This is a genomic window from Streptomyces sp. NPDC001401 (assembly GCF_042895385.1).
Lineage (GTDB): Bacteria > Actinomycetota > Actinomycetes > Streptomycetales > Streptomycetaceae > Streptomyces.
Map to the genome: position 1 here is coordinate 511,268 of NZ_JBIAWI010000005.1, position 25,075 is coordinate 536,342.

General features: G+C 70.2%; 25 protein-coding genes. 13 read left to right on the forward strand and 12 right to left on the reverse strand.

Going from position 1 to position 25,075, the window contains the following annotated elements; translation table 11 throughout:
* Positions 1-5 precede the first annotated feature (5 nt).
* Positions 6-818, forward strand: coding sequence for a helix-turn-helix domain-containing protein (locus ACFY10_RS20745; protein ID WP_390666613.1), 813 nt, complete (start codon positions 6-8; stop codon positions 816-818).
* Positions 815-1,048: a DUF397 domain-containing protein gene (locus ACFY10_RS20750; RefSeq protein ID WP_390666614.1), complete on the forward strand. Its 234-nt coding sequence runs from the start codon at positions 815-817 to the stop codon at positions 1,046-1,048. Before ACFY10_RS20745 ends, ACFY10_RS20750 begins: the two co-directional genes overlap by 4 nt.
* A gap of 9 nt (positions 1,049-1,057) precedes the next feature.
* On the opposite strand, the gene ACFY10_RS20755 is transcribed toward ACFY10_RS20750, so the two are convergent.
* The gene (locus tag ACFY10_RS20755; protein WP_390666615.1) at positions 1,058-1,996 is read right to left on the reverse strand and encodes a nuclear transport factor 2 family protein; all 939 of its coding nucleotides are present in this window, start codon (positions 1,994-1,996) and stop codon (positions 1,058-1,060) included.
* Positions 1,997-2,170: 174 nt separating this feature from the next.
* Between ACFY10_RS20755 and ACFY10_RS20760 the strand changes: the two genes are divergently transcribed.
* On the forward strand, positions 2,171-3,163 hold the full coding sequence (locus tag ACFY10_RS20760; protein WP_390666616.1) for an aldo/keto reductase: 993 nt from the start codon (positions 2,171-2,173) through the stop codon (positions 3,161-3,163).
* 188 nt (positions 3,164-3,351) lie between these two features.
* Here the strand turns inward: ACFY10_RS20760 and thpR are convergent, their stop codons facing one another.
* Complete coding sequence (thpR, locus tag ACFY10_RS20765) at positions 3,352-3,918, reverse strand: RNA 2',3'-cyclic phosphodiesterase (protein ID WP_390666617.1); 567 nt, start codon at positions 3,916-3,918, stop codon at positions 3,352-3,354.
* A gap of 26 nt (positions 3,919-3,944) precedes the next feature.
* Between thpR and ACFY10_RS20770 the strand changes: the two genes are divergently transcribed.
* Positions 3,945-4,466 (forward strand): GNAT family N-acetyltransferase, encoded by a 522-nt coding sequence (locus ACFY10_RS20770; protein ID WP_390666618.1) that lies wholly within the window; start codon positions 3,945-3,947, stop codon positions 4,464-4,466.
* 36 nt (positions 4,467-4,502) lie between these two features.
* Here the strand turns inward: ACFY10_RS20770 and ACFY10_RS20775 are convergent, their stop codons facing one another.
* Positions 4,503-5,897 (reverse strand): MFS transporter, encoded by a 1,395-nt coding sequence (locus tag ACFY10_RS20775; RefSeq protein ID WP_390666619.1) that lies wholly within the window; start codon positions 5,895-5,897, stop codon positions 4,503-4,505.
* Positions 5,898-5,921: 24 nt separating this feature from the next.
* Positions 5,922-6,359 (reverse strand): MarR family winged helix-turn-helix transcriptional regulator, encoded by a 438-nt coding sequence (locus ACFY10_RS20780; RefSeq protein WP_390666620.1) that lies wholly within the window; start codon positions 6,357-6,359, stop codon positions 5,922-5,924.
* A gap of 175 nt (positions 6,360-6,534) precedes the next feature.
* Here ACFY10_RS20780 and ACFY10_RS20785 point away from each other — a divergent pair, with 175 nt between their 5' ends.
* The gene (locus ACFY10_RS20785; protein WP_390666621.1) at positions 6,535-6,723 is read left to right on the forward strand and encodes a ribbon-helix-helix protein, CopG family; all 189 of its coding nucleotides are present in this window, start codon (positions 6,535-6,537) and stop codon (positions 6,721-6,723) included.
* Between the two features lie 10 nt (positions 6,724-6,733).
* On the opposite strand, the gene ACFY10_RS20790 is transcribed toward ACFY10_RS20785, so the two are convergent.
* Positions 6,734-8,185 carry an NCS2 family permease gene (locus tag ACFY10_RS20790; protein WP_390666622.1) on the reverse strand — a complete coding sequence of 484 codons (1,452 nt, stop codon included), beginning with the start codon at positions 8,183-8,185 and terminating at the stop codon, positions 6,734-6,736.
* Positions 8,186-8,297: 112 nt separating this feature from the next.
* Between ACFY10_RS20790 and ACFY10_RS20795 the strand changes: the two genes are divergently transcribed.
* Positions 8,298-8,564, forward strand: a complete 267-nt coding sequence (locus tag ACFY10_RS20795; protein WP_390666623.1) for a DUF2530 domain-containing protein — start codon at positions 8,298-8,300, stop codon at positions 8,562-8,564.
* Between the two features lie 109 nt (positions 8,565-8,673).
* Complete coding sequence (locus ACFY10_RS20800; RefSeq protein ID WP_390666624.1) at positions 8,674-11,067, forward strand: HAD-IC family P-type ATPase; 2,394 nt, start codon at positions 8,674-8,676, stop codon at positions 11,065-11,067.
* Positions 11,068-11,080: 13 nt separating this feature from the next.
* On the opposite strand, the gene ACFY10_RS20805 is transcribed toward ACFY10_RS20800, so the two are convergent.
* The gene (locus tag ACFY10_RS20805; protein WP_390666625.1) at positions 11,081-11,965 is read right to left on the reverse strand and encodes a hypothetical protein; all 885 of its coding nucleotides are present in this window, start codon (positions 11,963-11,965) and stop codon (positions 11,081-11,083) included.
* 213 nt (positions 11,966-12,178) lie between these two features.
* Between ACFY10_RS20805 and ACFY10_RS20810 the strand changes: the two genes are divergently transcribed.
* The gene (locus ACFY10_RS20810) at positions 12,179-12,502 is read left to right on the forward strand and encodes a hypothetical protein (RefSeq protein ID WP_390666626.1); all 324 of its coding nucleotides are present in this window, start codon (positions 12,179-12,181) and stop codon (positions 12,500-12,502) included.
* A 93-nt stretch (positions 12,503-12,595) separates the two neighbouring features.
* Here the strand turns inward: ACFY10_RS20810 and ACFY10_RS20815 are convergent, their stop codons facing one another.
* Complete coding sequence (locus ACFY10_RS20815) at positions 12,596-15,748, reverse strand: sacsin N-terminal ATP-binding-like domain-containing protein (protein ID WP_390666627.1); 3,153 nt, start codon at positions 15,746-15,748, stop codon at positions 12,596-12,598.
* Between the two features lie 287 nt (positions 15,749-16,035).
* On the reverse strand, positions 16,036-16,962 hold the full coding sequence (locus ACFY10_RS20820; RefSeq protein WP_390666628.1) for a DUF3027 domain-containing protein: 927 nt from the start codon (positions 16,960-16,962) through the stop codon (positions 16,036-16,038).
* Positions 16,963-17,306: 344 nt separating this feature from the next.
* Here ACFY10_RS20820 and ACFY10_RS20825 point away from each other — a divergent pair, with 344 nt between their 5' ends.
* The 4 genes from ACFY10_RS20825 (at position 17,307) to ACFY10_RS20840 (ending at position 20,808) form a co-directional block, all read left to right on the forward strand.
* Entirely contained in the window at positions 17,307-18,731 is a 1,425-nt protein-coding gene (locus ACFY10_RS20825) for an MFS transporter (protein WP_390666629.1), read from the forward strand.
* A gap of 61 nt (positions 18,732-18,792) precedes the next feature.
* Complete coding sequence (locus ACFY10_RS20830) at positions 18,793-19,281, forward strand: DUF2771 domain-containing protein (RefSeq protein WP_390666630.1); 489 nt, start codon at positions 18,793-18,795, stop codon at positions 19,279-19,281.
* Positions 19,282-19,301: 20 nt separating this feature from the next.
* The gene (locus ACFY10_RS20835) at positions 19,302-19,970 is read left to right on the forward strand and encodes a futalosine hydrolase (protein WP_390666631.1); all 669 of its coding nucleotides are present in this window, start codon (positions 19,302-19,304) and stop codon (positions 19,968-19,970) included.
* Entirely contained in the window at positions 19,960-20,808 is an 849-nt protein-coding gene (locus ACFY10_RS20840) for a 1,4-dihydroxy-6-naphthoate synthase (RefSeq protein ID WP_390666632.1), read from the forward strand. Before ACFY10_RS20835 ends, ACFY10_RS20840 begins: the two co-directional genes overlap by 11 nt.
* Positions 20,809-20,830: 22 nt before the next feature.
* Here the strand turns inward: ACFY10_RS20840 and ACFY10_RS20845 are convergent, their stop codons facing one another.
* A complete protein-coding gene (locus ACFY10_RS20845; RefSeq protein ID WP_275778652.1) occupies positions 20,831-21,214 on the reverse strand; it encodes a cold-shock protein in 384 nt (127 codons plus the stop codon).
* 164 nt (positions 21,215-21,378) lie between these two features.
* On the opposite strand from ACFY10_RS20845, the gene ACFY10_RS20850 reads away from it, so the two are divergent.
* The gene (locus tag ACFY10_RS20850; protein WP_390666633.1) at positions 21,379-21,627 is read left to right on the forward strand and encodes a hypothetical protein; all 249 of its coding nucleotides are present in this window, start codon (positions 21,379-21,381) and stop codon (positions 21,625-21,627) included.
* On the opposite strand, the gene ACFY10_RS20855 is transcribed toward ACFY10_RS20850, so the two are convergent.
* The 3 genes from ACFY10_RS20855 to ACFY10_RS20865 all read right to left on the reverse strand — a co-directional run bounded on the left by ACFY10_RS20855 (position 21,606) and on the right by ACFY10_RS20865 (position 25,030).
* A complete protein-coding gene (locus ACFY10_RS20855) occupies positions 21,606-22,247 on the reverse strand; it encodes an HAD family hydrolase (RefSeq protein WP_390666634.1) in 642 nt (213 codons plus the stop codon). The genes ACFY10_RS20850 and ACFY10_RS20855 overlap by 22 nt on opposite strands.
* Before the next feature lie 80 nt (positions 22,248-22,327).
* Positions 22,328-23,323 carry a hypothetical protein gene (locus ACFY10_RS20860; RefSeq protein ID WP_390666635.1) on the reverse strand — a complete coding sequence of 332 codons (996 nt, stop codon included), beginning with the start codon at positions 23,321-23,323 and terminating at the stop codon, positions 22,328-22,330.
* Positions 23,324-23,404: 81 nt separating this feature from the next.
* The gene (locus tag ACFY10_RS20865; RefSeq protein WP_390666636.1) at positions 23,405-25,030 is read right to left on the reverse strand and encodes a substrate-binding domain-containing protein; all 1,626 of its coding nucleotides are present in this window, start codon (positions 25,028-25,030) and stop codon (positions 23,405-23,407) included.
* Positions 25,031-25,075 lie beyond the last annotated feature (45 nt).

The following is a 25,075-nucleotide window of genomic DNA, read 5'->3' on the forward strand; positions in this document are numbered from 1 at the left end:
TCGGTGTGCACTCCAGTGAACGCGGTTCGGGGAACCTGGAGATGTTCGGCTCGTTGCTGCGGTTCTATCGCGAACGGGCGGGGATGACGCAGGACAAGCTGGGCGGATACGTCGGGTACTCCAAGTCCCAAGTGGCCATGGTGGAGCGGGGAGAGCGACCGCCCAAGGGCAGGTTCGTCGAGATCGCGGACGAGGTGCTGGGTGCACAAGGTGCACTTCTGGCGGCGGCCAGGAAGCTGAAGGCAAGCCGATTCCCGTCGTGGTTCGAGGACTACGCCGAGTTGGAGGCGAAGGCGACCGCGATCTACATGTACGCCAACCACGTGATCCCGGGCCTACTTCAGACCGAGGCCTACGCCCGGGCAACCTTCGACGTCTACCGCCCACCCCTGGAGGACGACGAAATCGAGTCCCGCGTGGCCGCCCGTCTCGACCGGCAGCGGGTCTTGGAGCACAAACCCGCGCCGTTCGTGGGCTTCGTACTGGAGGAGCACATCCTCAAGCGCCCCCTAGGCGGCGAGCAGTCGCTCAAGGAGCAGTTGGGCCACCTTCTCGACATCGGTCAGCGCCGCAACATCGAGGTACAGGTCATGCCGACCGACCGCCAGATCCATGCCGGGCTCGACGGCCCCATGATCCTGCTTGAGGCGGACGAGCCCGACCGGATCGCGTACGTCGAAGGCCCCAGCAATGGCTACTTCGTCAGCGAACAGCCAGACCTGGGCCACATGTTCGCGCGGTATGGCATTCTGCGAGCGCAGGCCCTCAACCCCGAGGAGTCGGCGCAGTTGATCAGCGAGGTGGCAGGCAGGCTATGAGCACGGACCTGGACTGGTTCAAGAGCAGCTACAGCAGCGGCCAGGGCGGCGAGTGCGTCGAGGTCGCTCTGAGCTGGACCAAGTCGAGCTACAGCGGCAGCCAAGGGGGCGAGTGCCTCGAAGCAGCCCTCACCCCCACCACCATCCACATCCGCGACTCCAAGAACCCGACGGCCCCCGTCCTCGAAGTCGCCCCCACCACCTGGTCGACGTTCCTGAAGTCCCTCTAGAACATCCCGCTAGAACATCCCGTTGCCGTTCGCCGAAGTCGCCGGCACGTCCTGGATCACATCCCAGTGCTCGACGATCTTCCCGCACCGCACCCGGAACAGATCCACGATCGCCTGCCCCCGCTCCCCCGGCGCGTTCACGTAGTGGCTGTGGACGGCGACCAGATCACCCTCGGCGATGACCCGCTTCGGCGTGACCGTCAGCTGCGGGAACTGCTTGAAATACGCACCCAGCCCTGACTTCACGCCCGCCACGCCATCCGCGATGTTGGGGTTGTGCTGGTCGTACTCGGGCCCCCAGTAACGGTCGATCGCCGACAGATCCTTCTTCACCAGCAGTTGGTCGAACGCGGCCGTCACCAGCTTCTTGTTGTACGCCGTGAGAAAGCCCGGCCCCGGCTGCTCCGTCCGCGGCCAACTCACCGTCGAGAACATGTCGTTGCCGTTGGCGGACTTGTCCGGCACCGACTGCCCCACGTCCCAGTGCTCGGCGATCTTCCCGTCCTGGAAGCGGAAGATGTCGAACACCGCGGAGCCCCGCGTGCCAGGCGTCAGGACGACGTTCGAGTGCACCAGGACGAGGTCGCCCTCGGAGATCACCCGCTTGATGTCGTACTTGGCGTCGGGGAACTGCTTGTGCACCGAGACGGCGAGGTTCTTCAGCGTCTCCGCCCCGTCCGGCGCGAGCGGGTTGTGCTGGATGTAGTCCGGCCGTACGAAACGGTCCACGACCGCGGTGTCCCCGCGCTCGAACACACCCTTGAGGACACGGGCGGCAACGGCCTTCTGGTAGCCGAGGCGGGCTGAATCCCCGTAGCCGCCGTAACCGGCGTGACCCGCGGAAGCGACGCGCGGCGCCGCGACGGCCGGAACGGCGGCGGCACCCAGCACGGCGGCGGAGGCGACGAAGGCGACAAGCGCCCTGCGGACGGAGGTGGTGGGGGGCATGTGGCTCTCCGGGAATAGATATTGAAAGTTCAAGCGCACGCTTCCCACAGGAAAGCACTAACTGCCAGTTAGCGTCAAGATCTCCGAGCATCGCCAACGCATCTCCGATGCATCCCCGACGCATCCCCAAGCTCCCTTGCCTAGAGCGCACTCCACGTCGTTGGCTAGGTGGTCATGAAGTACACGCAGCTCGGACGCACCGGACTCAAGGTCAGCCGACTGGTCCTCGGCACGATGAACTTCGGACCGCAGACGAACGAGGCCGACAGCCACGCGATCATGGATGCGGCGCTCGGCGCCGGCATCAACTTCTTCGACACCGCCAACGTGTACGGCTGGGGCGAGAACAAGGGCCGTACGGAAGAGATCATCGGGAACTGGTTCGCCAAGGGAGGCGAGCGGCGCGACAAGGTCGTCCTCGCCACCAAGGTGTACGGCAACATGGCCGCCGACGGCGACGCCTGGCCGAACCACGACAAGCTCTCCGCGCTCAACATCCGACGCGCGGTCGACGCCAGCCTGAAGCGGCTGCAGACCGACCACATCGACATCTACCAGTTCCACCACGTCGACCGCCGCACTCCCTTCGAGGAGATCTGGCAGGCGATCGACGTTCTGGTCCAGCAGGGCAAGATCCTGTACGTCGGGTCCTCCAACTTCCCCGGGTACAAGATCGCGCAGGCCAACGAGATCGCCGCCCACCGCGGCGGCACCATCGGTCTCGTCAGCGAGCAGTGCCTCTACAACCTCGCCGAACGCCGCGCCGAGATGGAGGTCATTCCGGCCGCGGAGGAGTACGGCCTCGGAGTCATTCCCTGGTCCCCCCTCCACGGCGGACTGCTCGGCGGCGTCATCAAGAAGGAGGTCGAGGGCGGGCGCCGGGCGAGCGGCCGGGCCGCGGACTCCCTCGCCAACACCACCATCCGCGCCCAGATCCAGGCGTACGAGGACCTGCTCGACAAGCACGGCGTCGAGCCCGGCGAGGCCGCCCTGGCCTGGCTCCTCACCCGCCCGGGCGTGACGGGCCCGATCGTCGGCCCGCGCACGGCAGAACAGCTGGAGTCAGCGATCAGGGCGGTGGAGCTGGAGCTGTCGGACGAGCTCCTGGCCGGCCTCGACGAGATCTTCCCGGGCCCGGGCCCGTCCCCGGAGGCCTTCGCCTGGTAGCGCCGGTAGGGGCAACGCCCTGAAGAGGCGCGGGGAACTGCGCGACCGGCCACATCCGGCCCGCAGCCGAAGAACCGGCCGCAGTTCCCCGCTACCTGACCGCCGCAGCGACGACAACCACCACAAGCAAAAGAACAAGCACACCGGCCATGATCCGGTTCCGGGTTTTCGGGTCCACGCTCCCGAGCCTAACCGGCCCCGCCAAGCGCCCAACGGGCGACCGCCTCGTAACGGGGCTGCTCCCCCGGCACCCCGGACCTCGGCAGGTTGCTGCGCACCAGCACCAGCTCCCCCACCGTCCACGTACGGCTCGTGAACTCCCCCAGAGCCGCGACGTACGGCCGTACGTCCACGGCGTCCCGACTCCGCGCCACCGTCAGGTGCGCCTTGTAGCGGCGGTGCTCGTCCATGGCCACGCCCGCCTTGCGGGCCGCCGCCTCGGCACGTTCGGCCAACAGTCTCAGCGCCCCCAGATCCCCCTCCGCCCCCACCCACAACGCCCGCCCGCGCCCGAACTGCCCACCGCCCCGCAAGGCCAGCGCAAAGGGCTCGGATCGCCGCGCCGCCCGCTCCAGCCGATCCGACAGATCGGCCACGACGCCGTCGTCGACCTCTCCGTAGAACGCGAGCGTGAAGTGCCACCCTGGCCGCCCCGTCCAGCGAAGCGAACCGGGCAGCTTCTTCAACTCGGCCACTTCCGCGGCGAGTTCATCGACGACCCGCTCGGGGGGCAGCACCGCGGCGAAGAGTCTCATGCGCACCAGCCTGCCACCATGGGGCCATGGAGATCAGCATCAGAGAAGGCGGACCCGACGACATGCCCGCAATGCTCGGCATGCTCGACAGCTGCGTGGAGTGGCTGGTGGCCCAGGGCCGTACCCGCCAGTGGGGCACGAAGCCCCTGTCGCAGCAGCCGAAGACGGTGGAATCGGTCCGGGGCTACATGGAGGAGGGCACCGCGTACATAGCCGAGGTCGACGGCGTGCCCGCCGCGACCCTCACCCTCACCGGCGAGCCCGGCTCCTACCTCTCCCACCTCCCGCCGCCCGGCGAGCCCGAGCACTACATCCACTGGCTCGCCTCCGACCGCCGCTTCAAGGGGCACGGCCTGGGCAGCGCCCTGCTCACGCACGCCGCCGAGGAGACCAGGCGCGCCGGCATCTCCCTGCTGCGGGTCGACTGCTACGCCGGCGACGACGGCAAGCTCGTCCGCTACTACGAGAGCAACGGCTTCGTCCGCACCGAGGCCTACACCGTCGGCGAGCACGAGTGGCCAGGGCAGGTGCTGGCCCGGAGGCTGTGACCCCTGCCCCGGGCCGAAGCAGCCGTCGCACAGCCGTCAGGCCACCGCGGCCAGCTCCTCCTGCCGCTCCCGCGGCACGAACCGCACCTGCGGGTGGCCGCGGTTCCAGCCGACCGACAGGCGCAGATTGCCCACCCGGGCCAGGAGCACGCCGATGGTGACGGCGGCCGCCGCGGCGATCGCGCCGCCGACGGCGAGGCCCGCCCGGACGCCGTACGAGTCCGTGATCCAGCCCGCGATGGGTGCGCCGATCGGGGATCCGCCGAGGAAGACCATCATGTAGAGGGCCATGACCCGGCCGCGCATGGCCGGGTCGGTGCCCATCTGGATGCTGGTGTTGGCGGTGACGTTGACCGTCATGCCGAACATGCCGATCGGGGCCATGAGCAGGGCGAACAGCCAGAGCGAGGGGGCGGTCGCGGCGACGATCTCCATCGCGCCGAAGGCCACCGCCGCCGCGATCAGGATGCGCATCCGGGCCGTGCCGCGCCGGGCGGCGAGCAGGGCACCCGCCAGCGAACCGACCGCCATCAGCGTGTTGAAGAGGCTGTAGGAGCCCGCGCCCGCATGGAAGACGTCGTTTGCGAAGGCCGAGAGGTAGACCGGGAAGTTGAAGCCGAAGGTGCCGATGAACCCGACCAGGACGATCGTCCAGATCAGGTCCGGGCGCCCGGCGACGTAGTGGAGTCCCTCGCGCAGCTGGCCCTTTCCGCGCGGCGCCCGCTCGACGACGTGCAGCTCGCGCGCCCGCATCAGCAGCAGGCCGGCGACCGGGGCGACGAACGACAGTCCGTTGAAGAGGAACGCCCAGCCGGTGCCCACGCCGGTGATCATCAGGCCGGCGACGGCGGGGCCGACCAGTCGGGCTGACTGGAAGTTGGCGGAGTTGAGGCTGACCGCGTTCTGCAGCTGGTCCGGGCCGACCATCTCGGAGACGAAGGACTGGCGGGCCGGGTTGTCGACGACCGTGGCGAGGCCTGCGGCGAAGGCGGCGAGGTAGACGTGCCAGACCTGGACGTGGCCGGAGAGGGTGAGCACGGCGAGCGCGATGCCGGTGACGGCCATCGAGGTCTGCGTGACGAGCAGCGTGCGGCGCCTGGGCAGGCGGTCGACGAGGACGCCGCCGTAGAGGCCGAAGAGCAGCATCGGCAGGAACTGCAGTGCCGTCGTGACGCCGACGGCGGTGGCGGAGCCGGTGAGGCTCAGGACCAGCCAGTCCTGGGCGATGCGCTGCATCCAGGTGCCGATGTTGGAGACGACCTGGCCGGCGAAGAAGAGGCGGTAGTTCCGGATCTTCAGCGAGCTGAACATCGAGGACTTGCGGGAAACCGAGGGTGAAACAGGCGGAGGAACAGGGGGAGAAACGGGGGGAGGAACAGGGGTAGTAGGTGTCGGTGCGGGTGCGGAGTCTGCTCCGGGTCCCGTACTCAAAAGGGTTCGCCTCCTCGTTGTGGCTTACAGATGCGCGAGCTTCTCCAGCACGGGGGCGGCGGCGCGCAGTTTCGCCCACTCGTCCTCGTCGAGGCCGTCGACCAGGTTGGCCAGGAACGCGTTCCGCTTGGCGCGGCTCTCCGCGAGCATGGCCTCGGCCTGCTCGGTCTTGGTGACGACCTTCTGGCGCCGGTCCTCGGGGTGCGGCTCCAGCCGGACCAGCCCCTTGGCCTCGAGCAGCGCGACGATGCGGGTCATCGAGGGCGGCTGCACGTGCTCCTTGCGGGCGAGTTCGCCCGGGGTGGCCTTCCCGCAGAGGGACAGGGTGCCCAGCACCGACATCTCGGTGGGGCTGAGCGACTCGTCGACCCGCTGGTGCTTGAGGCGACGGGACAGCCGCATGACAGCTGATCGAAGGGAGTTCACGGCGGCCGCGTCGTCGCCATGGCTAAGGTCCGGCATGTCTTTAGAGTAACTCATTACTCTCGCTAAGGACCAGGTGTGACGCGCCGAATGCCCGTGACTCCCGCCACTGAACCCGGGGGGCCGGGGGTTCCTCCCGCAAACACAGCGTCACTCATATGAGTGACCCGGCTCCGGAAAGTGACCCAGCGTCCGCCATCGTGCGGCGAACCTCGTGGTCATGGGGACACATGTGCTCAGCCTGCGGATAGACGGGGAGCTGCTCGACCGGCTCCGGGACCGCGCTGCGAAAAGGGGAATGAGCGTCCAGGACTATGTGGTCCGGACGCTCATTCGGGACGACTTCGACGAGCGGTTCCAGGCCGCCGTCGAGGAGACGGAGAGGTTCTACGGCGTCAACTGACACCCGCCGGTCAGGTCAGACCCAGGGCAGGCATCAGGTAGTAGAAGCCGAACACGGCCGCGACGACGTACATCGCCACCGGGATCTCCCGGGCCCGTCCGACCGCCAGGCGCAGCACCACGAAGGTGATGAAGCCCATGCCGATGCCGTTGGTGATCGAGTAGGTGAACGGCATCATCACCATCGTCACGAAGGCGGGGACGGCGAGCGTGTAGTCGGCCCAGTCGATCTCCTTGACCGAACCGGCCAGGATCAGGAAGCCCACCGCGAGCAGGGCCGGGGTGGCCGCCTGGGACGGGACCATCGTGGCGACGGGGGTCAGGAACAGGGCGATGGTGAACAGTCCGCCGGTGACGACGTTCGCGAAGCCCGTGCGGGCCCCTTCGCCGACACCCGCCGTGGACTCCACGAACGCGGTGGTGGCCGAGGAGGAGCTGGCGCCGCCCGCCGCGACCGCGAGGCCGTCGACGAACAGGACCTTGTTGATGCCCGGCATATAGCCCTGGGCGTCGGTCAGCTTGGCCTCGTCGCTGACGCCCATGATCGTGCCCATCGCGTCGAAGAAGCACGACAGCAGCACGGTGAAGACGAAGAGGATGCCGGTCAGCACGCCGACGTGGGAGAAGCCGCCGAACAGGCTGACCTTTCCGATCAGGCCGAAGTCCGGGGTGGCGACCGGGTTGCCGGGCCACTTGGGCGTCGTGAGGCCCCAGGTCGGGATCTTCGCGACGGAGTCGATGATCACCGCGAGGACCGTCATCGTGACGATCGAGATCAGGATCGCGCCGGAGACCTTGCGGACGATGAGCGCGAGGGTGAGCAGGGCGCCCAGGATGAAGACCAGGACCGGCCAGCCGTTGAGGTGGCCGTCGGCGCCGAGCTGGAGCGGGACGGTGGTGTGGGCGGCGTCCGGGATCCGGGAGACGAAGCCGGAGTCGACCAGGCCGATCAGCATGATGAACAGGCCGATGCCGATGGAGATCGCCTTGCGGAGGCTGTAGGGCACGGCGTTCATGACGCGCTCACGCAGACCTGTGGCGACGAGCAGCATCACGATGAAGCCCGCCAGGACCACCATGCCCATGGCGTCCGGCCAGGACATCCGGGGGGCGAGCTGCAGGGCGACAACCGAGTTCACACCCAGACCGGCGGCGAGCGCGATCGGCACATTGCCGACGACACCCATGAGCAGGGTGGTGAACGCCGCCGTCACCGCCGTCGCCGTGACCAGCTGGCCGTTGTCGAGCTGGTGCCCGTACATGTCCTTCGCGCTGCCCAGGATGATCGGGTTCAGCACGATGATGTAGGCCATCGCGAAGAAGGTGGCGAAACCGCCGCGGATCTCGCGCGGCAGGGTGCTGCCGCGCTCGGAGATCTTGAAGTAGCGGTCGAGGGCGCCGGATGCCGGCCGGGCCCCCGGCTGGTCGGGGGCGGGGACCTTGGTGGGGGCCGAGGTGGGCATTCAGAGGTTCCTACGAGCAGAAGTGGACACACGGAAACTGTTTCAGTATGAACATATGAACCCTTGGGCGCTATCTCCGCGCGTAGATGTGATCGCCTCGTAAGCTGTCCCCATGGCGAAGTGGACCCCCAAGCACGAGGCGCCGGAGCCCCTTGAGGGCCCCGTGGTCGCCACCATCACCGGCGGCACGATCCTCTGGTTCGTCCTCTTCCTGGTGCAGCTCCCCTTCTACGGCTGGTTCGACGACCACGGGCACCTGTGGTGGCTGTGGACCTGCCTGGCCGGAGGCGTGCTGGGGCTGTACGGCGTCTGGTTCGTCAGGAAGCGGGACGCGGCGATCAAGCGGGCGGCGGCACTGGAGTCGGAGCCGGCCGAATAGCCCGTACCGAACAGCCCGTACAACCACCGCACGAGTTCGCTCCTCCCCAGGTCGGATCTTCCGGGCACTCGGCGGGTGAAGCCGTAAATCCACACGTACCGTCGGATGCATGACGCACATCGACGCGGGCGCGGAGCTCGACCCTGTGCACCCCGTACCCGTTCCGGCGACGACGCGGGGCCTGACCGCGGCCGAGGTGGCCGAGCGGGTCGCGCGGGGGCAGGTCAACGACGTTCCGGTGCGCAGCAGCCGGTCGATGGGCGAGATCGTCCGGGCGAACGTCTTCACCCGGTTCAACGCGATCATCGGCGTGCTGTGGCTGATCATGCTGTTCGTCGCGCCGTTCCAGGACAGCCTGTTCGGGTACGTGATCATCGCCAACACCGGCATCGGCATCATCCAGGAGTGGCGGGCCAAGAAGACCCTGGACTCGCTGGCGGTGATCGGGGAGTCGCGGCCCACGGTACGGCGGGACGGGGTGGCCGCCGCGATCAGCACCTCGGAGATCGTGCTGGACGACCTGATCGAGATCGGGCCGGGGGACAAGGCCGTGGTCGACGGGGTGTGCGTCGAGGCCGACGGCCTCGAGATCGACGAGTCGCTGCTCACCGGCGAGGCCGACCCGGTGGTCAAGAAGCCCGGGGACCAGGTCATGTCGGGCAGCTTCGTGGTCGCCGGCGGCGGCACCTTCAAGGCCACCAAGGTGGGCCGCGAGGCCTACGCCGCCCAGCTCGCCGAAGAAGCCTCCCGCTTCACCCTCGTCCACTCCGAACTCCGCACCGGCATCTCCACGATCCTCAAGTACGTGACGTGGATGATGATCCCGACCGCGATCGGCCTGGTCATCAGCCAACTGGTGGTCAAGGAGCACGGCTTCAAGGACTCGGTCGCGCGGACGGTCGGCGGGATCGTGCCCATGGTCCCGGAGGGACTGGTGTTGTTGACGTCCGTCGCCTTCGCGATAGGTGTCATCCGGCTTGGCCGAAAACAATGCCTGGTCCAGGAACTCCCGGCGATCGAGGGCCTCGCCCGTATCGACACCGTCTGCCTCGACAAGACCGGCACCCTCACCGAGGGCGGCATGGACGTCACCGAGCTCAGGCCCCTGCAGGGCACCGACGAGGCGTACGTACGCAAGGTCCTCGGCGCCCTCGGCGAGTCCGACCCGCGCCCCAACGCCTCCCTCCAGGCGATCATCGACGCCTACCCGGACGTCGAGGACTGGCGCTGCACCGAGTCCCTGCCCTTTTCCTCCGCCCGCAAGTACAGCGGCGCCACCTTCAGCGAGGGCAACGGCGAGTCCAGTACCTGGCTGCTGGGGGCGCCCGACGTGCTGCTGGCCGACGGCGATCCGGCGCTCGCGGAGACAGGGCGGCTCAATGAGCAGGGCCTACGGGTGCTGCTGCTCGCCCGGGCCGCCCACGACCTCGACGATCCCGAGCCCGCGAGGGGCGCCGGGCCCGCCGCCCTCGTCGTCCTCGAACAGCGCCTGCGCCCCGACGCGGCCGACACCCTGCGCTACTTCGCCGACCAGGACGTCCGCGCCAAGGTCATCTCCGGCGACAACGCCGTGTCGGTCGGCGCGGTGGCCGCCAAGCTGGGGCTGACCGGCACGACCGTGGACGCACGCCACCTCCCCTCCGAGCAGGAGGAGATGGCGAAGTCCCTCGACAAGGGCACGGTGTTCGGGCGGGTCACCCCGCAGCAGAAGCGGGACATGGTGGGCGCGCTGCAGTCCCGCGGGCACACGGTCGCGATGACCGGCGACGGCGTGAACGACGTACTGGCCCTGAAGGACGCCGACATCGGCGTGTCGATGGGCTCCGGGTCCGAGGCCACCCGGGCCGTGGCCCAGATCGTGCTGCTGAACAACAGCTTCGCGACGCTGCCCTCGGTGGTGGCGGAGGGCAGGCGGGTCATCGGCAACATCACCCGAGTGGCCACCCTGTTCCTGGTGAAGACGGTCTACTCGGTGCTGCTGGCGATCCTGGTGGTCTGCTGGCAGGTCGAATACCCCTTCCTGCCGAGGCACTTGACCCTGCTCTCCACCCTGACCATCGGCGTCCCGGCCTTCTTCCTCGCCCTGGCCCCCAACAAGGAACGGGCGAGGCCGCACTTCGTACGGCGGGTGATGCGGTACTCGATCCCGGGCGGGGTGGTGGCCGCGGTGGCGACCTTCGTGACGTATCTGATCGCCCGTCACTACTACACCGGGCCTGGCCAGTTGGACGCCGAGACCAGCGCCGCGACGCTCACGTTGTTCCTGATCTCGATGTGGGTCCTGGCGATCATCGCCCGCCCCTACACCTGGTGGCGGATCGTCCTGGTCGCCTCGATGGGCGTGGCGTTCCTCTTCGTACTGATCGTGCCGTCGCTCCAGCACTTCTTCGCGCTGAAGCTGGTCGGCGTCACGATGCCGTGGGTCGCGGTCGGCATCGCGGCGGTGGCGGCGGTCGCCCTGGAGTTGCTGTGGAGGGTGGTCGACCGCCGCGTGCCCGCTTAGCGGGTGCGGGTGCCTACCGCACGTCGACGAAGTCGCCGGTGGCGCTGACCGCCGGGGTCGTGGTCGTACCCGCGAAGCTGAAGCGCCAGTAGCCGTCCGCCTGCGCGGTGGCGGTGGCCTTCAGGTTGCCGTACGAGTCGGAGTACACCGTCTTGATGGTGGTGTAGGTGCTCGTACCGGCCTTGCGGAACTGCAGCTTGACCGGCTGGTTGGTGTAGCCGTGGTACTTGTTGTCCTCCCAGTTGGCGCGCGACAGCTTGCCGGTGGAGGTGATGGTCTTGCCCTTCGCCACCGGCTCAGGACCGGCGTTGACGGTCAGCTTGGAGTAGCGCTGGAGGAGGGTGGTGCCGAGGTCGCCCTGCACGGAGTAGTCCCCGGTGCTGTACTGCAGGGCGAGCGCGCCGGCCGACCACTTGCCCGCGTCCGAGTTGAGCAGGTCGCCGGCGGTGCCGTCCTCGTTCAACGGGAAGATGTCGATGTTGCCCTTGCAGGTGGCGGTGGTGTCCGAGGTGGCCGTGCAGGTCGCGGGCAGCTCGCCGCCGAGCACGTTCTCGGCGCTGGTGACCGAGCTGCCCTTGTAGATGACCGGGCCGCTGTCGAAGTCGCTGGAGTTGATGTCGTAGTTCGCCCCGTGGGTCAGCGTGTAGGTGACCGTGGTGGCGACGTGGTTCGTGGTGCCGACCTTGATCGCCTTGGCGATCTTGAGGTCGGAGAAGGTGACGCCGAGGTCGGTCGCGGCGGCGGTGCTGAACGCGGTCTTGCCGGAGTGCGCGGCAAAGATCTTCGCGGCCTCCGCCTTGTACGACGTGGCGGCGTCGGCGGCCTGCGAGGCCGGCACGGCGAAGGCGGAGATGGCCAGGGCGCCGGAGACGGCGGCCACAGTGGCACGTATGCGCATGTGTTCCCCAAGTGGAGAAAGTGATCGTGGAGCCTGTTGGCTCACGGGGTCAGATCCGTGACGGTTGTGCAAGGTTGTACGACTGACGCGGATTTTTGTTCGGGCATTACGAAGCCCTGGTGAAGCACGGAGATACGGCCGCCCTCGGGGTCCATGTCCGAGGGCGGGACAATGGCGCACTGGACCTGGACCGCTTCGAGCTCTAGGAGGCGTGTGAACGACAAGGACTGCATCGAGGCCATCCGCGACAGGCCCGGGATGTTCGGTCTGGACGGCACCTACTACCCGACGGCCATGCTCGTCCTGGGGATCGACGTGGGCACGTCAGGGAGGCTGCTGGCCGGGTTCCGCGAGTGGCTTCTCGCCCGCAAGGGTGAGGAGAGCAGCTTCATGTGGATCCCGCTCGTCCTCGAGGACGCGTTCCCCGGAACCGGCATCCGGCACTGGAAATCGCTGGCGGAGAGCCAGCAACAGCCGGCGGTCGACCACCTGTTCGCCCTACTGATCGAGTTCCTGACCGAGCGCGAGACGGCGTAGGCGAGTCGGCGCAGGACAGACGGCCGCCCCACCGGCGAGACACTGGTGGGGCGGCCGTTGTGCTCAGTGCGTGTGGGTTACTGCACGTCGTTGTCAGTCGAACCAGCGATCCCGCGCCAGCTCCTCCGTCCGCGACGGATCCTCCAGCAGGGCCGCCACCTCGAAGCGCCGGGGCCACTGGCCGGAAGCCCAGGCCAGGCCGGCGGCGACGCCCTCCAGGGTGGCTGCGTGCAGCACCCCGTCGCCGGGCAGGCGCCAGTCCAGTTCCATGCCGTCGACGAAGAGTTCCTCGTGCTCGACGTACGTCGCGGGGGTGCGGGCGCCCAGTAGCACCCGTACCGAGTCCGGTACGTCGTGTTCGGTGCCCTCGGAGTTCACCTCGCCCGTGATGGACTCGCTCAGTCGCCGCACCTGGAACAGTTCCGCCAGTTCGGCGGCCCGCGCGGGGCGGACCGGGAGCAGGGGGACGCCCTCGGTGAAGGGCAGTAGGTCCGGGGAGTCGACGACCATCGCTTCGGTCGCGTCCACCACCTCGACGCGGCCGTCCACGACGGCACGAAGTTCGTCCGGGAGGGTCACCTGGTCGGGGTCCAGGTCGGCCAACGCGCCGTAGAGGGCGTGCAGTTGGGCTCCCGATACCTCCCGCTCCGGGTCTGCCAGGCGGTCCAGCAGCTCGGCCGCGCCGCCCGGCTCGTCGAGCAACGCCGACACCGACGTCCGTACGCCCAGCGCCCGCAGCACCTGCTCGTCGTCGAAGCCGGTCGCGTCGGCCTCGTCGTACAGGCCTCGGAGGAGGGGGTCGCCGCCGGACGCCAGGAGGCCCGCGGGGCGGCGGCCGTCGAGGACCGGGTGGCCGCGCAGCCACCATGCCGTGTACGGGCGTACGACCTCGTGAGTGCCGTCCGGCAGCAGGATCCGTACGGGTTGCGTGAGCGCATCGCGCAGAGGCGGCTGGGCGAGCAGGGCCAGGGCCTGGGGCCACTTGTCGTCGTCCACCAGGTCCAGGTCGCGTACGGCGATCAGTTCGGTGGCGACCGGGGGTACGGGGGTGTCCGGGAAGCGGTCGAGGACGTCCTCGCTCCACACGTCCACGGCGTCGAGGAGGCCCGCGTCGTCGGGCTCGGCGAAGTCGCCCTCGCGGGGCTCCAGTTCGTCGGGGTCCAACACCACGTCCGTCGCCCGTACCAGTGCGAAGTTGGCGAGCACGCCGCAGGCGGCGAGTGGCTGTTCGCCCCATCGCTCGGCCAACTCGGCGTCCACAGTGGCGAGTTCGTCCTCCCTGATGACCTGGTGGAAGGGGCTGCCGGGGAAGACCAGTTCGCCGGCGGGGGCCGGTTCCCCGTCCTCGTCGGGGAGGGCGAGGGCGCCGAGCCACGGCTCGTCGCCCGGTTCCAGCGCCGCGTCCCGTACGAGCGCGAGGACCGTGTCGGCCAGTTCCTCGGCGTCGGGGGCGTCCTGCTCCCAGTCCAGGCCGCCCTCGTCGTCGAGGGAGGCCGCTACGGCGGCGCGGACCTGGGGGGTCGTGAGGACCGCCCGCGGGGTCGCGGGCAGCGCGCCGAGCTTCTCCAGGAGGGGGTGCGCCGCATCCGGGTGGGCGACCTTCAGGCCGAGCCGGGCGAGCACTTCCGGGTCGATACGGGCGGCGGCATCCGCGGTCGGCAGCAGCACCTGCCGGGGGCCGATGGTCGTACGCCCGTCGGCGAGCGGAACGGGGAGGCCGGAAAGGCGGTCGGGGTCGACGCCCGCGAGGCTGTCGTAGAGCCGCCGCCACCAGCCGGGGTCCTTCTCCAGCCCGGCCAACCGGTCCACGGCGTCCGTCAGCGGGACTCGGGCTACGCCCAACGTCCGCAGTTCCACGCGCCGTTCGAGGCCGGCGGGGAGGAGGGTGGGCAGCACCTCGGCCAGGACCCGTACGGTGTCGGCGCCCGCGCCCTCCACCACCTCCGCCTCGCGAGGGCGCAGGGACTCGGGCAGGTCCTTGTCGCCGTCGGAGGGTTCCAGGGCCGGGGGCAGGAAGGCCGGGGGGGCGGGCGGGAGAAACGCAGTCCGGGGCAGCCGTTCCAGGATCGCCTGGCGCAGCGCGCCGTCCAGCTCGCCCTTGCCCAGCGGGCCGGGGACGAGGCCGATGATGCCCTCGGTCACCGGGCGCCAGTCGGCGAGGAGTTCGGCGTACGCGTCCGCCGCGCGCTGCACGAGGAAGTCGGTGAGGGGGCCGGGGGCCGCGTGCCGGCGGGTGGTGTCGAGGGGGAAGGAGGCGATGAGGAGGGCGGGTACGCCGAGGGGCTCGTCGCTGGGGGTGGGGGCGTGCACGTACGGGCTGGTGCGGGGGCGGGCCGGGCTGCCGTCGGCGTCGACCGGGACGGCCCAGGTGGCGGACCAGTGGGGGCGCAGCCGCTCCTCCACGGGCCGGTCGGCGAGCAGGTCCGGGGTGAGGGTGCCGTGCGCGGAGACGGCACGCCAGCGGGTGGTGCCGCGGTCGGAGTCCTCTACGACCGTGAAGGGACCGTCGGCGGTGCGGCGCAGCGTGCGGGGGGTCTCGTCGCCGATCTCGATCAGCACTTCCTCCAGACCCGGCAGGGCGAGGAGGAGGGCGTCGTCGACGGCGCCCAGGAGGCGTTCGGCGAGGTCGGTGGCGGCCGTGTCGCGCAGCGGGAGGATGACGGCGGTGTCGTACGGGTCGGGGGCGGTGCCCTCGGCGGCGAAGGGGAGCCGGAGGAGCGGGACATGCCCGTCGCGCCGGCGGATCTCGTCCCCCAGTCCCGGGCTGTGCCGTGCCGTGTCGGCGGCCAGCTCCCGGGCCTCGGCGAGGGACCAGCGGACGCCGCCGTGGCGGCCGACCAGCGCGGGCTCGTCGGTGACGGCGAGTACGGCGGCGAAGCCGACGCCGAAGCGGCCGACCGCCGTGTCGTGGGCGTCCCGCTTGGCGGAGGCGCGGAGGGTGGACAGCGACTCGACGCCCGTCGCGTCCAGGGGGGCGCCGGTGTTGGCGGCGACCAGGACGCCGTCGCGGAGGGTGAGGCGGAGGCGGCCGGGGGTGCCGGCGCGGGCTGCGGCGTCGGCGGCGTTCTGGGCGAGCTCGACGACGAGGCGGTCGCGGTAGCCGCCGAGGACGAGGTCCTCCTCGGCGTTGGCGTCCTCGCGGAAGCGGGCGGGGCTGGTGGCCCAGGCGTCGAGTACGCCTCGCCTGAGGCGGGCGGTCCCGAAGGGGTCCGCGCCCTCGGCTGCAGGCCGCACGAACTTGCTCACGTTGGCTCTCCTCATCGGCCCTCATCGGCGTGAGGTTGAAGGTACCGCGAGATGTTCTTCGCCCCCGCCGCCCCTACCCGTCCCGTCCCCAGGGGCGCTGCCCCTTCGACCCCGCTTCCGGGGGCCAGCCCCCGGACCCCCGCTCCTCAAACGCCGGAGGGGCTGATTTTCGCCGGGTGGGGTTTGATCTTTCAGCCCGTCCGGCGTTTGAGGACGAGGCCCTTCAGGGCCGACGGGGGTCTGGGGGCGGAGCCCCCAGGGACGCGTACCCCCACGCACCCGCAGACTTACGAGTGCCCCAGGTCCGCCGCTTCACCGTCGGAGACAACCGGGACGGACCCCGAGTCCGCCGCCGGACGCAGCGGGAAGGGGTCCACCCGGGTCTCGTCGATCACCGGTGGAGCCGGCTGGGGCGGCTTGGGCATGACCGCGGCCTCGGAGTGGCCCCCGCAGCCGTACGACAGGGACACCACACGGCCGTCGGCCGGGGAGAACTCGTTCGCGCAGACGCCGAAGGCCTGGCCCAGGGAGCCGCCGATCGGCTGCAGGAAGCCACAGCTCACGCAGGATGCGGGGGCCGCCTGGGCCATCGGGGTCTTGGAGCCGTACGACTCCTCCCAGCGGTCCGCGGCGACGTGCAGGCCGTAGCGGGACAGGACGCGGGCGCGGCGCATGCCCAGTTCCTCGGCGACCGACGCGATGGAGCCGCGGGTCGGGGCGACGGGAAGGTTCGCGGGGGCGCCCCCCGTGACCTCCGCGTCCTCCGCCTCCACCAGTTCCGCCATCTCCTCGGAGACCGGCGAGTCCGGCCCCGGCTCGTCCTCGCCGGAGTAGCCGGGCTCCAGGCGGAGGTCCTCGGCGTCCGTCGGCAGCAGGTCGCCGGGGCCCATGTCGCCGGGGCGCAGGCGCTCGCTCCACGGCACCCACTCCGGGGCGAGCAGCGCGTCCGGGCCGGGCAGCAGGACGACCTCGTCCAGCGTGACGAACTTGGCGCGGGAGGCGCGGGCGACCGTCACGGCCCAGCGCCAGCCGCGGTACCCGAGTTCCTTGCACTCGAAGAAGTGCGTGACAACGCGGTCGCCCTCGGACTCCAGCCCCACGTGCTCGCCGACCACCCCTGGCGCGGCAGCCTCCTCGGCGGCGGCGCGGGCGAGGTCGACGGCCTCGGCGCACAAGCGGTCGGGGGTGCGGCTTCGCGTTGTCGCTGCGCTCACAGGTATCGCTTCTCTCCTACGCCGTCACTCGGGTGCGCCGGCCTGAAGGCGGTGGGAGCGGACGGAGCGGACCGAAGGACCGCGTCGACGTCCGCGCCCGATCGCACTCGGGCGCACCTCATGCATCCATTCTGCGGGATGTTTGAGAGGCGCGCGGCCGAGAACGTTCGCCACGACGCGCTACGCACGCTACCTTCTCCCGACCGCTCGGCCTACACCGACGGGAGGTTTCCCCCTGCGGGCCTGGCAACTATCTGGCATGCACCTGGGAAATGCATGCGAACTACGCGCCCATACGCGCGGTAACCGCACTACACACAGGTTTCTCGGGGCACTATGACGGAGTGGCAGCCGCAAGGACGCCCCAAGGAGCCACCGGGGTCGGTGGGATCAAGGGCAGCAGTCGTGGTGGCGGTTCGGGCCGGTTCGGCGGGTCCGTCCGTGCGGTCGGCCGTGCGCTGCACTTCCCGGTGACCGGAACCGCCCGTGGGATCCGGAAGGCCACGCATGCGCACGGCGCGGGCGAGTCGGGCCTCGGCAAGCTGATCGAACTGCACGCGGTGAACGGCGCGGGCGATGTGATGATCACTGTCGCCCTCGCCTCCACCGTCTTCTTCTCCGTACCGACCGACGAGGCGCGCGGGCGCGTCGCGCTCTACCTCGCCATCACCATGGCGCCCTTCACCGTCCTCGCCCCCGTGATCGGCCCGCTCCTCGACCGGCTCCCGCACGGCCGCCGCGCCGCGATGGCGGGCTCGATGCTCGCCCGGGCACTGCTGGCGCTGATCATCGCCGGGGCCGTCTCCAGCGGCAGCCTGGAGCTGTATCCGGCCGCGCTGGGCGTGCTGGTCGCGTCGAAGGCGTACGGGGTGGTGCGAAGTGCGGTCGTGCCCCGGCTGCTGCCACCCAATTTCTCCCTGGTGAAGGCCAACTCCCGGGTCACCCTCGGCGGTCTCCTCGCCACCGGTGTGGCGGCTCCCGTCGGAGCCGGGCTGCACGCCATCGGTCCGCGCTGGCCGCTCTACGGCGCGTTCCTGATCTACATCTGGGGCATGTTCCTGTCCTTCACCCTGGCGCCGAAGGTCGACTCGGCCAAGGGCGAGGACACGGCGCTGCTCGCGGCGGACGCGGAGCATCTGCACGGGCCGCACCTCAAGCCGGTCAAGCGTCCGGGCCTCAGAACCGTCGGCATCGCGGTCACCCACGCGCTCGGCGCCAACGCGGCCCTGCGCTGGCTGTCCGGGTTCCTGACCTTCTTCCTCGCCTTCCTGCTGCGCGAGCATCCGCTGACCGGCGAGAGCGCGGCGGTGTCGCTGGGCCTGGTGGCCGTCTCGGCGGGCGTGGGCAACGCGCTCGGTACGGCGGTCGGGGCGTGGCTGCGGCAGCGGGCGCCGGAGATCATCGTCGTGACGGTCCTGCCGATCGTGCTCGGCGTGGCGATCACGGCCGCGATCTTCTTCGGCGCGTTCCTGGTGGCGTGCCTCGCCGCGTTCGCCGGGTTCTCGCAGGCCCTCGCCAAGCTGGCCCTGGACGCGCTGATCCAGCGGGATGTGCCCGAGACGGTGCGCCCGTCGGCGTTCGCGCGCTCCGAGACCATGCTGCAGATGGCCTGGGTGCTGGGCGGCGCGATCGGCATCGTGATGCCGCTCAACGGCCCGGCAGGCCTGTCGCTGGCCGCCGCGGTGATCGCCCTGGGCTGGGTCACCACCGTCCGCGGCCTGCTCGGCTCGGCCCGGCACGGGGGCGCGCCGAAGCCTCGCGTGGCGTAACACACGGGCACGCCGCACCCCACGTAAAGAGAGCGTCGGACGGGCCCTATAGCCTTCGCCCATGACCTCGATGCAATCCGCTGTGCGACGCCGCCGCGCCGTCGCCGCCGCCGGCGCCGTTTCCGCCGGACTGCTCGTCCTGTCGGCGTGCGACAAGCCGACGCCGCTGTCCACGATCACGGTCGGCCGCTCCTCCGTCAGCTCGGAGGCCACCTGCGGCGGCGAGGGCAAGTCCCTGCAGACCGCGGACCTGGCGAAGTGCCTGAAGGCCAAGGACATCAAGTCCATCAAGGTCGACCCCGACGAGACCGTCCGCTTCGGCGTCGACCCCAAGATCGCCGACAAGCGGTGGACGATCCTGATGAACGGTCAGCCCCTGACCGAGGACAGCGACAAGACCTACCGGACCATCCCAGGCAGCGTCTTCTTCAACGCCCAGTACGGCGCCCAGGGCAAGTCCACCCTGGTCACCATCAAGGCGGCCGACGGCAAGAAGAGCAGCAGCACGGTCACCGGCCTGTGGTCCTTCAAGCTCGAGAAGAACGACTGACCCCGCCCTCGGCCTCTGACGTGTCTTCGGTACGTGTCCTCGTGGCCACCGCGGTTCCCGCCGAACGGGACGCGGTGGCCCGGGCGTTCACGGGAAACGGTCGCCTGGTGATCGCCGCCGGTGTGGGGCCCGCCCTCGCCGCCGCCTCCACCGCGACCGCCCTCACCACCGCCGCCCTCGGCGGCACCCCCTACCACCTCGTCGTCTCCGCCGGAATCGCCGGCGGCTTCCAGCCCGAGGCTCCCGTCGGCTCGCTCGTGATCGCCGACGAGATCACCGCGGCCGACCTGGGCGCACAGACGCCCGACGGATTCGTCCCCGTGACGGACCTCGGCTTCGGGACCGTCACCCACCGTCCGCCGGAAGCACTCGTACGAGACCTCGCGGCCGCGACCGGGGCCCGCGCCGGGACCGTACTCACCGTCTCCACCGTGACCGGCACCGCCGAGCGCGCCGCCGCCCTGCGCGGCCGCCACCCCCGCGCCCTTGCCGAGGCCATGGAGGGTTTCGGTGTGGCCGAGGCGGCCGCCGCGCACGGCGTGCCGGTGCTGGAGATACGCGCGGTCTCCAACCCCGTCGGCCCGCGCGACCGCGCCGCCTGGCGCATCGGCGAGGCCCTCACGGCGCTGACGGAGGCCTTCGGGAAGCTCGCGCCCGTCCTGGAGAGTTGGAAACCGTATGACCAGTGAGCAGCCTCTGCAGATCGCGTACTCGCCCTGCCCGAACGACACCTTCGTCTTCGACGCCCTCGCCCACGGCCGCGTACCCGGCGCGCCCGCGCTGGACGTGACCTTCGCGGACATCGACATCACCAACGGCATGGCCGAGCGCGGCGAGTTCGACGTGCTGAAGGTGTCGTACGCCGTGCTGCCGTACGTCCTCGACCAGTACGCGCTGCTGCCGTGCGGGGGCGCGCTGGGCCGGGGCTGCGGGCCGCTGGTGCTGACCCGGGAAGCCGGAGATCTGACGGGTCGCACCGTCGCCGTGCCGAGCGAGAGGTCGACGGCGTATCTGCTGTTCCGGCTGTGGGCGGCGGATACCGTGCCCGGCGGGGTCGGCGAGATCGTGGTCATGCCGTTCCACGAGATCATGCCCGCCGTGCGGGACGGGAAGGTCGACGCGGGGCTCGTCATCCACGAGGCGCGCTTCACGTACCAGAACTACGGGCTGCACAAGCTCGCGGACATGGGCGAGCACTGGGAGGACACGACCGGGCTGCCGATCCCACTGGGCGCGATCATCGCGAAGCGGTCGCTGGGAGCGGAGGTGCTGACGGGGCTCGCCGAGTCGATCCGGTCGTCCGTACGCGCCGCCTGGGACGAGCCCGAGGCCTCCCGCCCGTACGTCATGGAGCACGCCCAGGAGATGGACCCGGCCGTCGCCGACCAGCACATCGGGCTGTACGTCAACGAGTTCACCCACGACCTCGGGGTGGACGGCTACGCGGCGGTACGGGGACTGCTCACACGTGCGGCGGCCGAGGGGCTGGTGCCGCCCCTCGGCCCGGATGCGCTCGAATTCCCGTAGTGGTCACGGGGGTTGATCGGGGTTACACGTCCAGCTGGTCGGCGACCGCGCGCAGCAGGCCCGCGATCTTCTTGCCGGAGGCCTTGTCGGGGTAGCGGCCCTTCTCGAGCATCGGCGTGATGTTCTCCAGGAGGGTCGTCAGATCCTGGACGATGGAGGCCAGTTCGTCCGGCTTCTTGCGGGTGGCGGCCGCCACCGAGGGGGTCGGGTCCAGGACGGTGACCGAAAGTGCCTGGTCGCCGCGCTGGCCGGCGACCACACCGAACTCCACTCGCTGTCCCGGCTTGAGGCTCTCGACTCCGGCGGGGAGGACCGAGGAATGGACGAAGACGTCGCCGCCGTCGTCACGGGAGAGAAAGCCGAAGCCCTTCTCGCTGTTGAACCACTTGACCTTGCCGGTAGGCACGTCTGTCCTCGTCCTCGTACTCGTCGGAAAACTGCTTCGGAAACGGCTCTTGATAGCACTTGGGCGGGTCGTCGCGGACCCGCCGGTACCAAGGCTAATGGTCTTCAGGCCGGTGACAAGACGTCGCCGGGTTGTTCCTTCGGGCTGGGAACTACCCTGGTCCGGTGCGTGACAAAACCCAAACGAATTCCGCCGAGCCCGGTGACCGACTGATCCGTGCCGGTGCCATCGTGTTCTTCCTCGGTGCCCTGGCCACACTCGTCACAGTGGCTCCGCTGTTCCTCCACGCGAAGCCATTTCCGACGTACATGTTCGGACTGTGCATGCTCATGGGGGTCGGCTTCCTCATCGCGGGAGCCGGCGTGCTGCAGTCGATTGCGGCGGGCCGCCGTCAGGCGCGTGCCGGGCGGTAGTCCGCCAGCCAGCCGGGGAACTCGGTGAGGTCCCCGAGCACGACGTCCGCGCCGGCCGTGCTCAGCTCATCGGCGCTGCACGGACCGGTCGCCACGGCGACGGACAGTGCGTCGGCCTTGCGTGCGCCGCGTACGTCGCCGATGTGGTCGCCGACGTAGATCCCGGCCCCGTGCTCGCGCAAAGCCTCCGCCTTCTGCTCGGCCCACAGGTCGCCGACGACCTCGTCGGGCTGGATGCCGAGGTGTTCCAGGTGCAGCTTGGCGTTCGGCTCGTACTTGGCGGTCACTACGATCGCGCGTCCGCCCGCCGCCTGCACAGCGTCGACGGCCTCCCGGGCGCCGGGCATCGCGGGCGTCGCGGCGATGGCGATCGTCGGGTACATCGACCGGTACAGGTCGGCCATCTCCGCGAGCCGCTCCTGCGGGAACCAGTTGATCAGCTCCTCGGCGAGGGGTGGCCCCAGCCGGGTGATCGCCAGGTCGGCGTCGATGTACGTCCCCGTCCGCTCGGACAGTGCGACGTAGCAGGCATGGATGCCTGGGCGGGAATCGATGAGGGTCATGTCCAGGTCGAAGCCGACGGTGGGCGGGGGCGGGGTTGTGTAGGCCATATGGGCCATTGTGCCCAGTAGCTCGATCCAAAGTGTTGTGTGGCGGCTGCGGGTTTGTGGGGGCTTGTCGCGCCGTTCCCCGCGCCCCTTTAGGGGCGCTTCTGTGAGCGCCAGGCGATGAAAAGGGCCGATGCCAGCGCCGCGCCCCGTACTACCCACGGCCAAGTCTGGGCGATCGCTTCGTTCATGTGGCCCTGGGCTATGGGGGTGCCCCAGCGGCCGTCGTTCCTGCCCCACAGCCAGACGAGCCCGCCTGTGATCGCGAGGCTCGGCATGCCGATGACCGCCCACTTCGACTCGTTCGGGGTCAGCCGGCGGGAGGCGTAGGCGATGAGCCAGCCGAGCAGCAGGGCGAACCAGTTCCCGAGGATCGCGCCGACGACGAGCAGTCCGGCGGCGATCAGGAGGAGCGGGTTGCTCCAGCCTCCGGTGGGGAGGGCGAGGCGGCGACGCCCGGCGGGGGCCTCGGGTACGGCCTCCTCCTCGGCTGCCGCGGCCTTCTCGATGGCCGGTGGCTGCTCCTGGTCCTTCTCCGGCTCCATCGGGCGCGGCGGCTTGAGCAGGTCCGGGATCTCCACGCCGCCGGTGAATCCCGGGACGCTTTCGCCGAAGGGGGTGCTGTCGACCCGCCACCAGTCGGGCTGGGTCGCGCTGTTGCCGAGTTCCTCGGCGCTCGCCATGTGCGGTGGGGAGGGGGCGGGCCTCTCGGGCCGGGCGGGCTGGGCGGGGCGTGGGCGCGGTACCACCCGGCGCAGGCTCTTCGGCAGCCGCCTGCTGTCCTCCGGCTCGTCGTCCCGCTGTACCGGCACATGGGCGGGGGGCACCTGCGGCGCGGCGGCGGTGCCTCCCCCGGAGGGGGCACTCCCGGCGGCCGCGACGACCTCGTCGGGGGTGCCGAGCCGGGAGAGGATGCGGCGGACCGCGGCGGGGCTGTCGACGGTCGCCTTCGCCCGGCGCCGGTCGATCTCGCCCCGCAGCTCCGACACCAGGCGCATGCGTGCGGCCGACGGCAGCTGCCGCTGCTGCGCCACGTCGCCGACGCGGCTCAGATACTCGTAGACGACCTTGTCGCTCTCGATACCCACGAAGTCCCCTTTGGGGCGGGTGCGTTGGATTCCCCGGTTTCCTCGGATTCCCGTGGTGACGACGGTAGCGCAGGCCGTGGGTCAGGTCGGTCGGCACACCAGCGGGTATTCGGTCTCCGAGCAGGGGCGGTTGCCGTACTCGCGCAGGATGTCCTTGCCGCCCTGGTCGGTGACGTAGCGCAGGAAGGCCGCGGCGATGGAGTCGGCGGGCGGTTCGCCGTAGGTGTAGGCGTACTCGGTCTGCCAGTACGGGTAGGTGCCGTTCTCGACGCCGTCGAGCGTGGGCGGCATGTCGTCGATGCGGAGCTTGACGAGGTCGCCGGAGGTGACGCTGCTCGCCTCGCTGTAGCCGAGGGCGCCGGGCAGTGTGGCGGTCCGGTCCAGGAGGGTGTCGGTGCTGTCGACCTCGCAGACACCGGGCTTGCCGTGGGCGAGTTGGGCGCAGTCGTTGACGTCGGCCTCCGGGACGGACCTGCCCTTGAGGACGCGCTTCTCGAGCGCGTTGCGGGTGCCGGAGTCGCGGTGGCGGTCGACGAGGTGGACGGGAATCTTCGCGCCGCCCACCTCGGACCAGTTGGTGATCTTCCTGGCGTAGATGGCGCGGATCTGCGCGAGGGAGAGGTTGCGGACCTTCGCGTCCTTGTTCACGACGAGGGTGAACAGGGCGTAGGAGACCGGCCGGGGCAGGATCTCGGGGTGGCCCTCGTCGGCCGGTCCGTCGGTGAAGGCGATGCGGTCGGCGAGCCCCTCGGTGCCCTTGAGGCCGGCGGCCGTGCCGGTCCGCTCCAGCGCGGCGATGCCTTCCCCGCTGCCCTGGAACGCGCCGTCGTCGGCGGCGATCTTCGCTCCCTTGGCCTCGCAGAGCTTCGCGTACTCCTTGGCGGCCGCCTGCACCGCGGGCGCGAAGGCCGTGGAGCCCTGTATGTGCAGGGTGCCGCCGACGCAGTCGAGCGGGGCGGGTTTGGTGGGCCAGAACAGGGTCAGGCCCGCCTGCAGGAGGACGGCCGTCGCCAGCAGGACCAGGCCGACCTTCGCCGGTCTGGAGGCGAAGGTGTGGCTCTCGGTGTGGGCCAGCTTGAGCCGGGCGAGCCAGCGGACCCAGGCGAAGGAACGGCTGGTGCCGCCGGTCACCTCGGCCTGGAACTCCGGTTCGGGAAAGGCGGCGCCCGGGCTCCCGGACCGGCGCTCCAGGACCGCCAGCACCTTGTAGTGGGCGCCGGGGTTCAGTGTCACCTTGGGCAGCCTGATGAGGCCGGAGCCGTCCTGCTCGTCGATGCCGAAGCCGTCGGTCTCCTGCGTGACGCCCTGGCGGGTGCTGACGAAGAAGTGGCGCAGCGCGGGCTGGCTGAGTTCGGTGACCGCCATGCCGACGACCCTGCGGTCCCGGAACAGGACACGTATACCGGTCCGGTCGTCGGGCGGGGTCAGGTAGTCCCCGGCGACGATCTCCCGCCAGCCGGCGTTCTCGATCCGCACCAGGACGAACGAGGGCTCCGTCAGCGGCCTGCCGTCGTCGTGCATGCGCGCCAGGACGTCGGCGCTCGGGGCGTGCGCGGTGTCCGTGGCGAGCGTGTCCATCTGGAGGCGGTAGCCGAGCCGCTTGCGGCGGATGACGACGAACTCCCACACGAACGCCAGCACCGGGATCGCGACGCTGACCATCGCGACGATGTTGTTGAAGTCGAACTCCACGCCGAAGATCCCCACCGTCGGCTCCCCGTTGTTGAACTGCCCTGTTGAATGGCGTAGTTG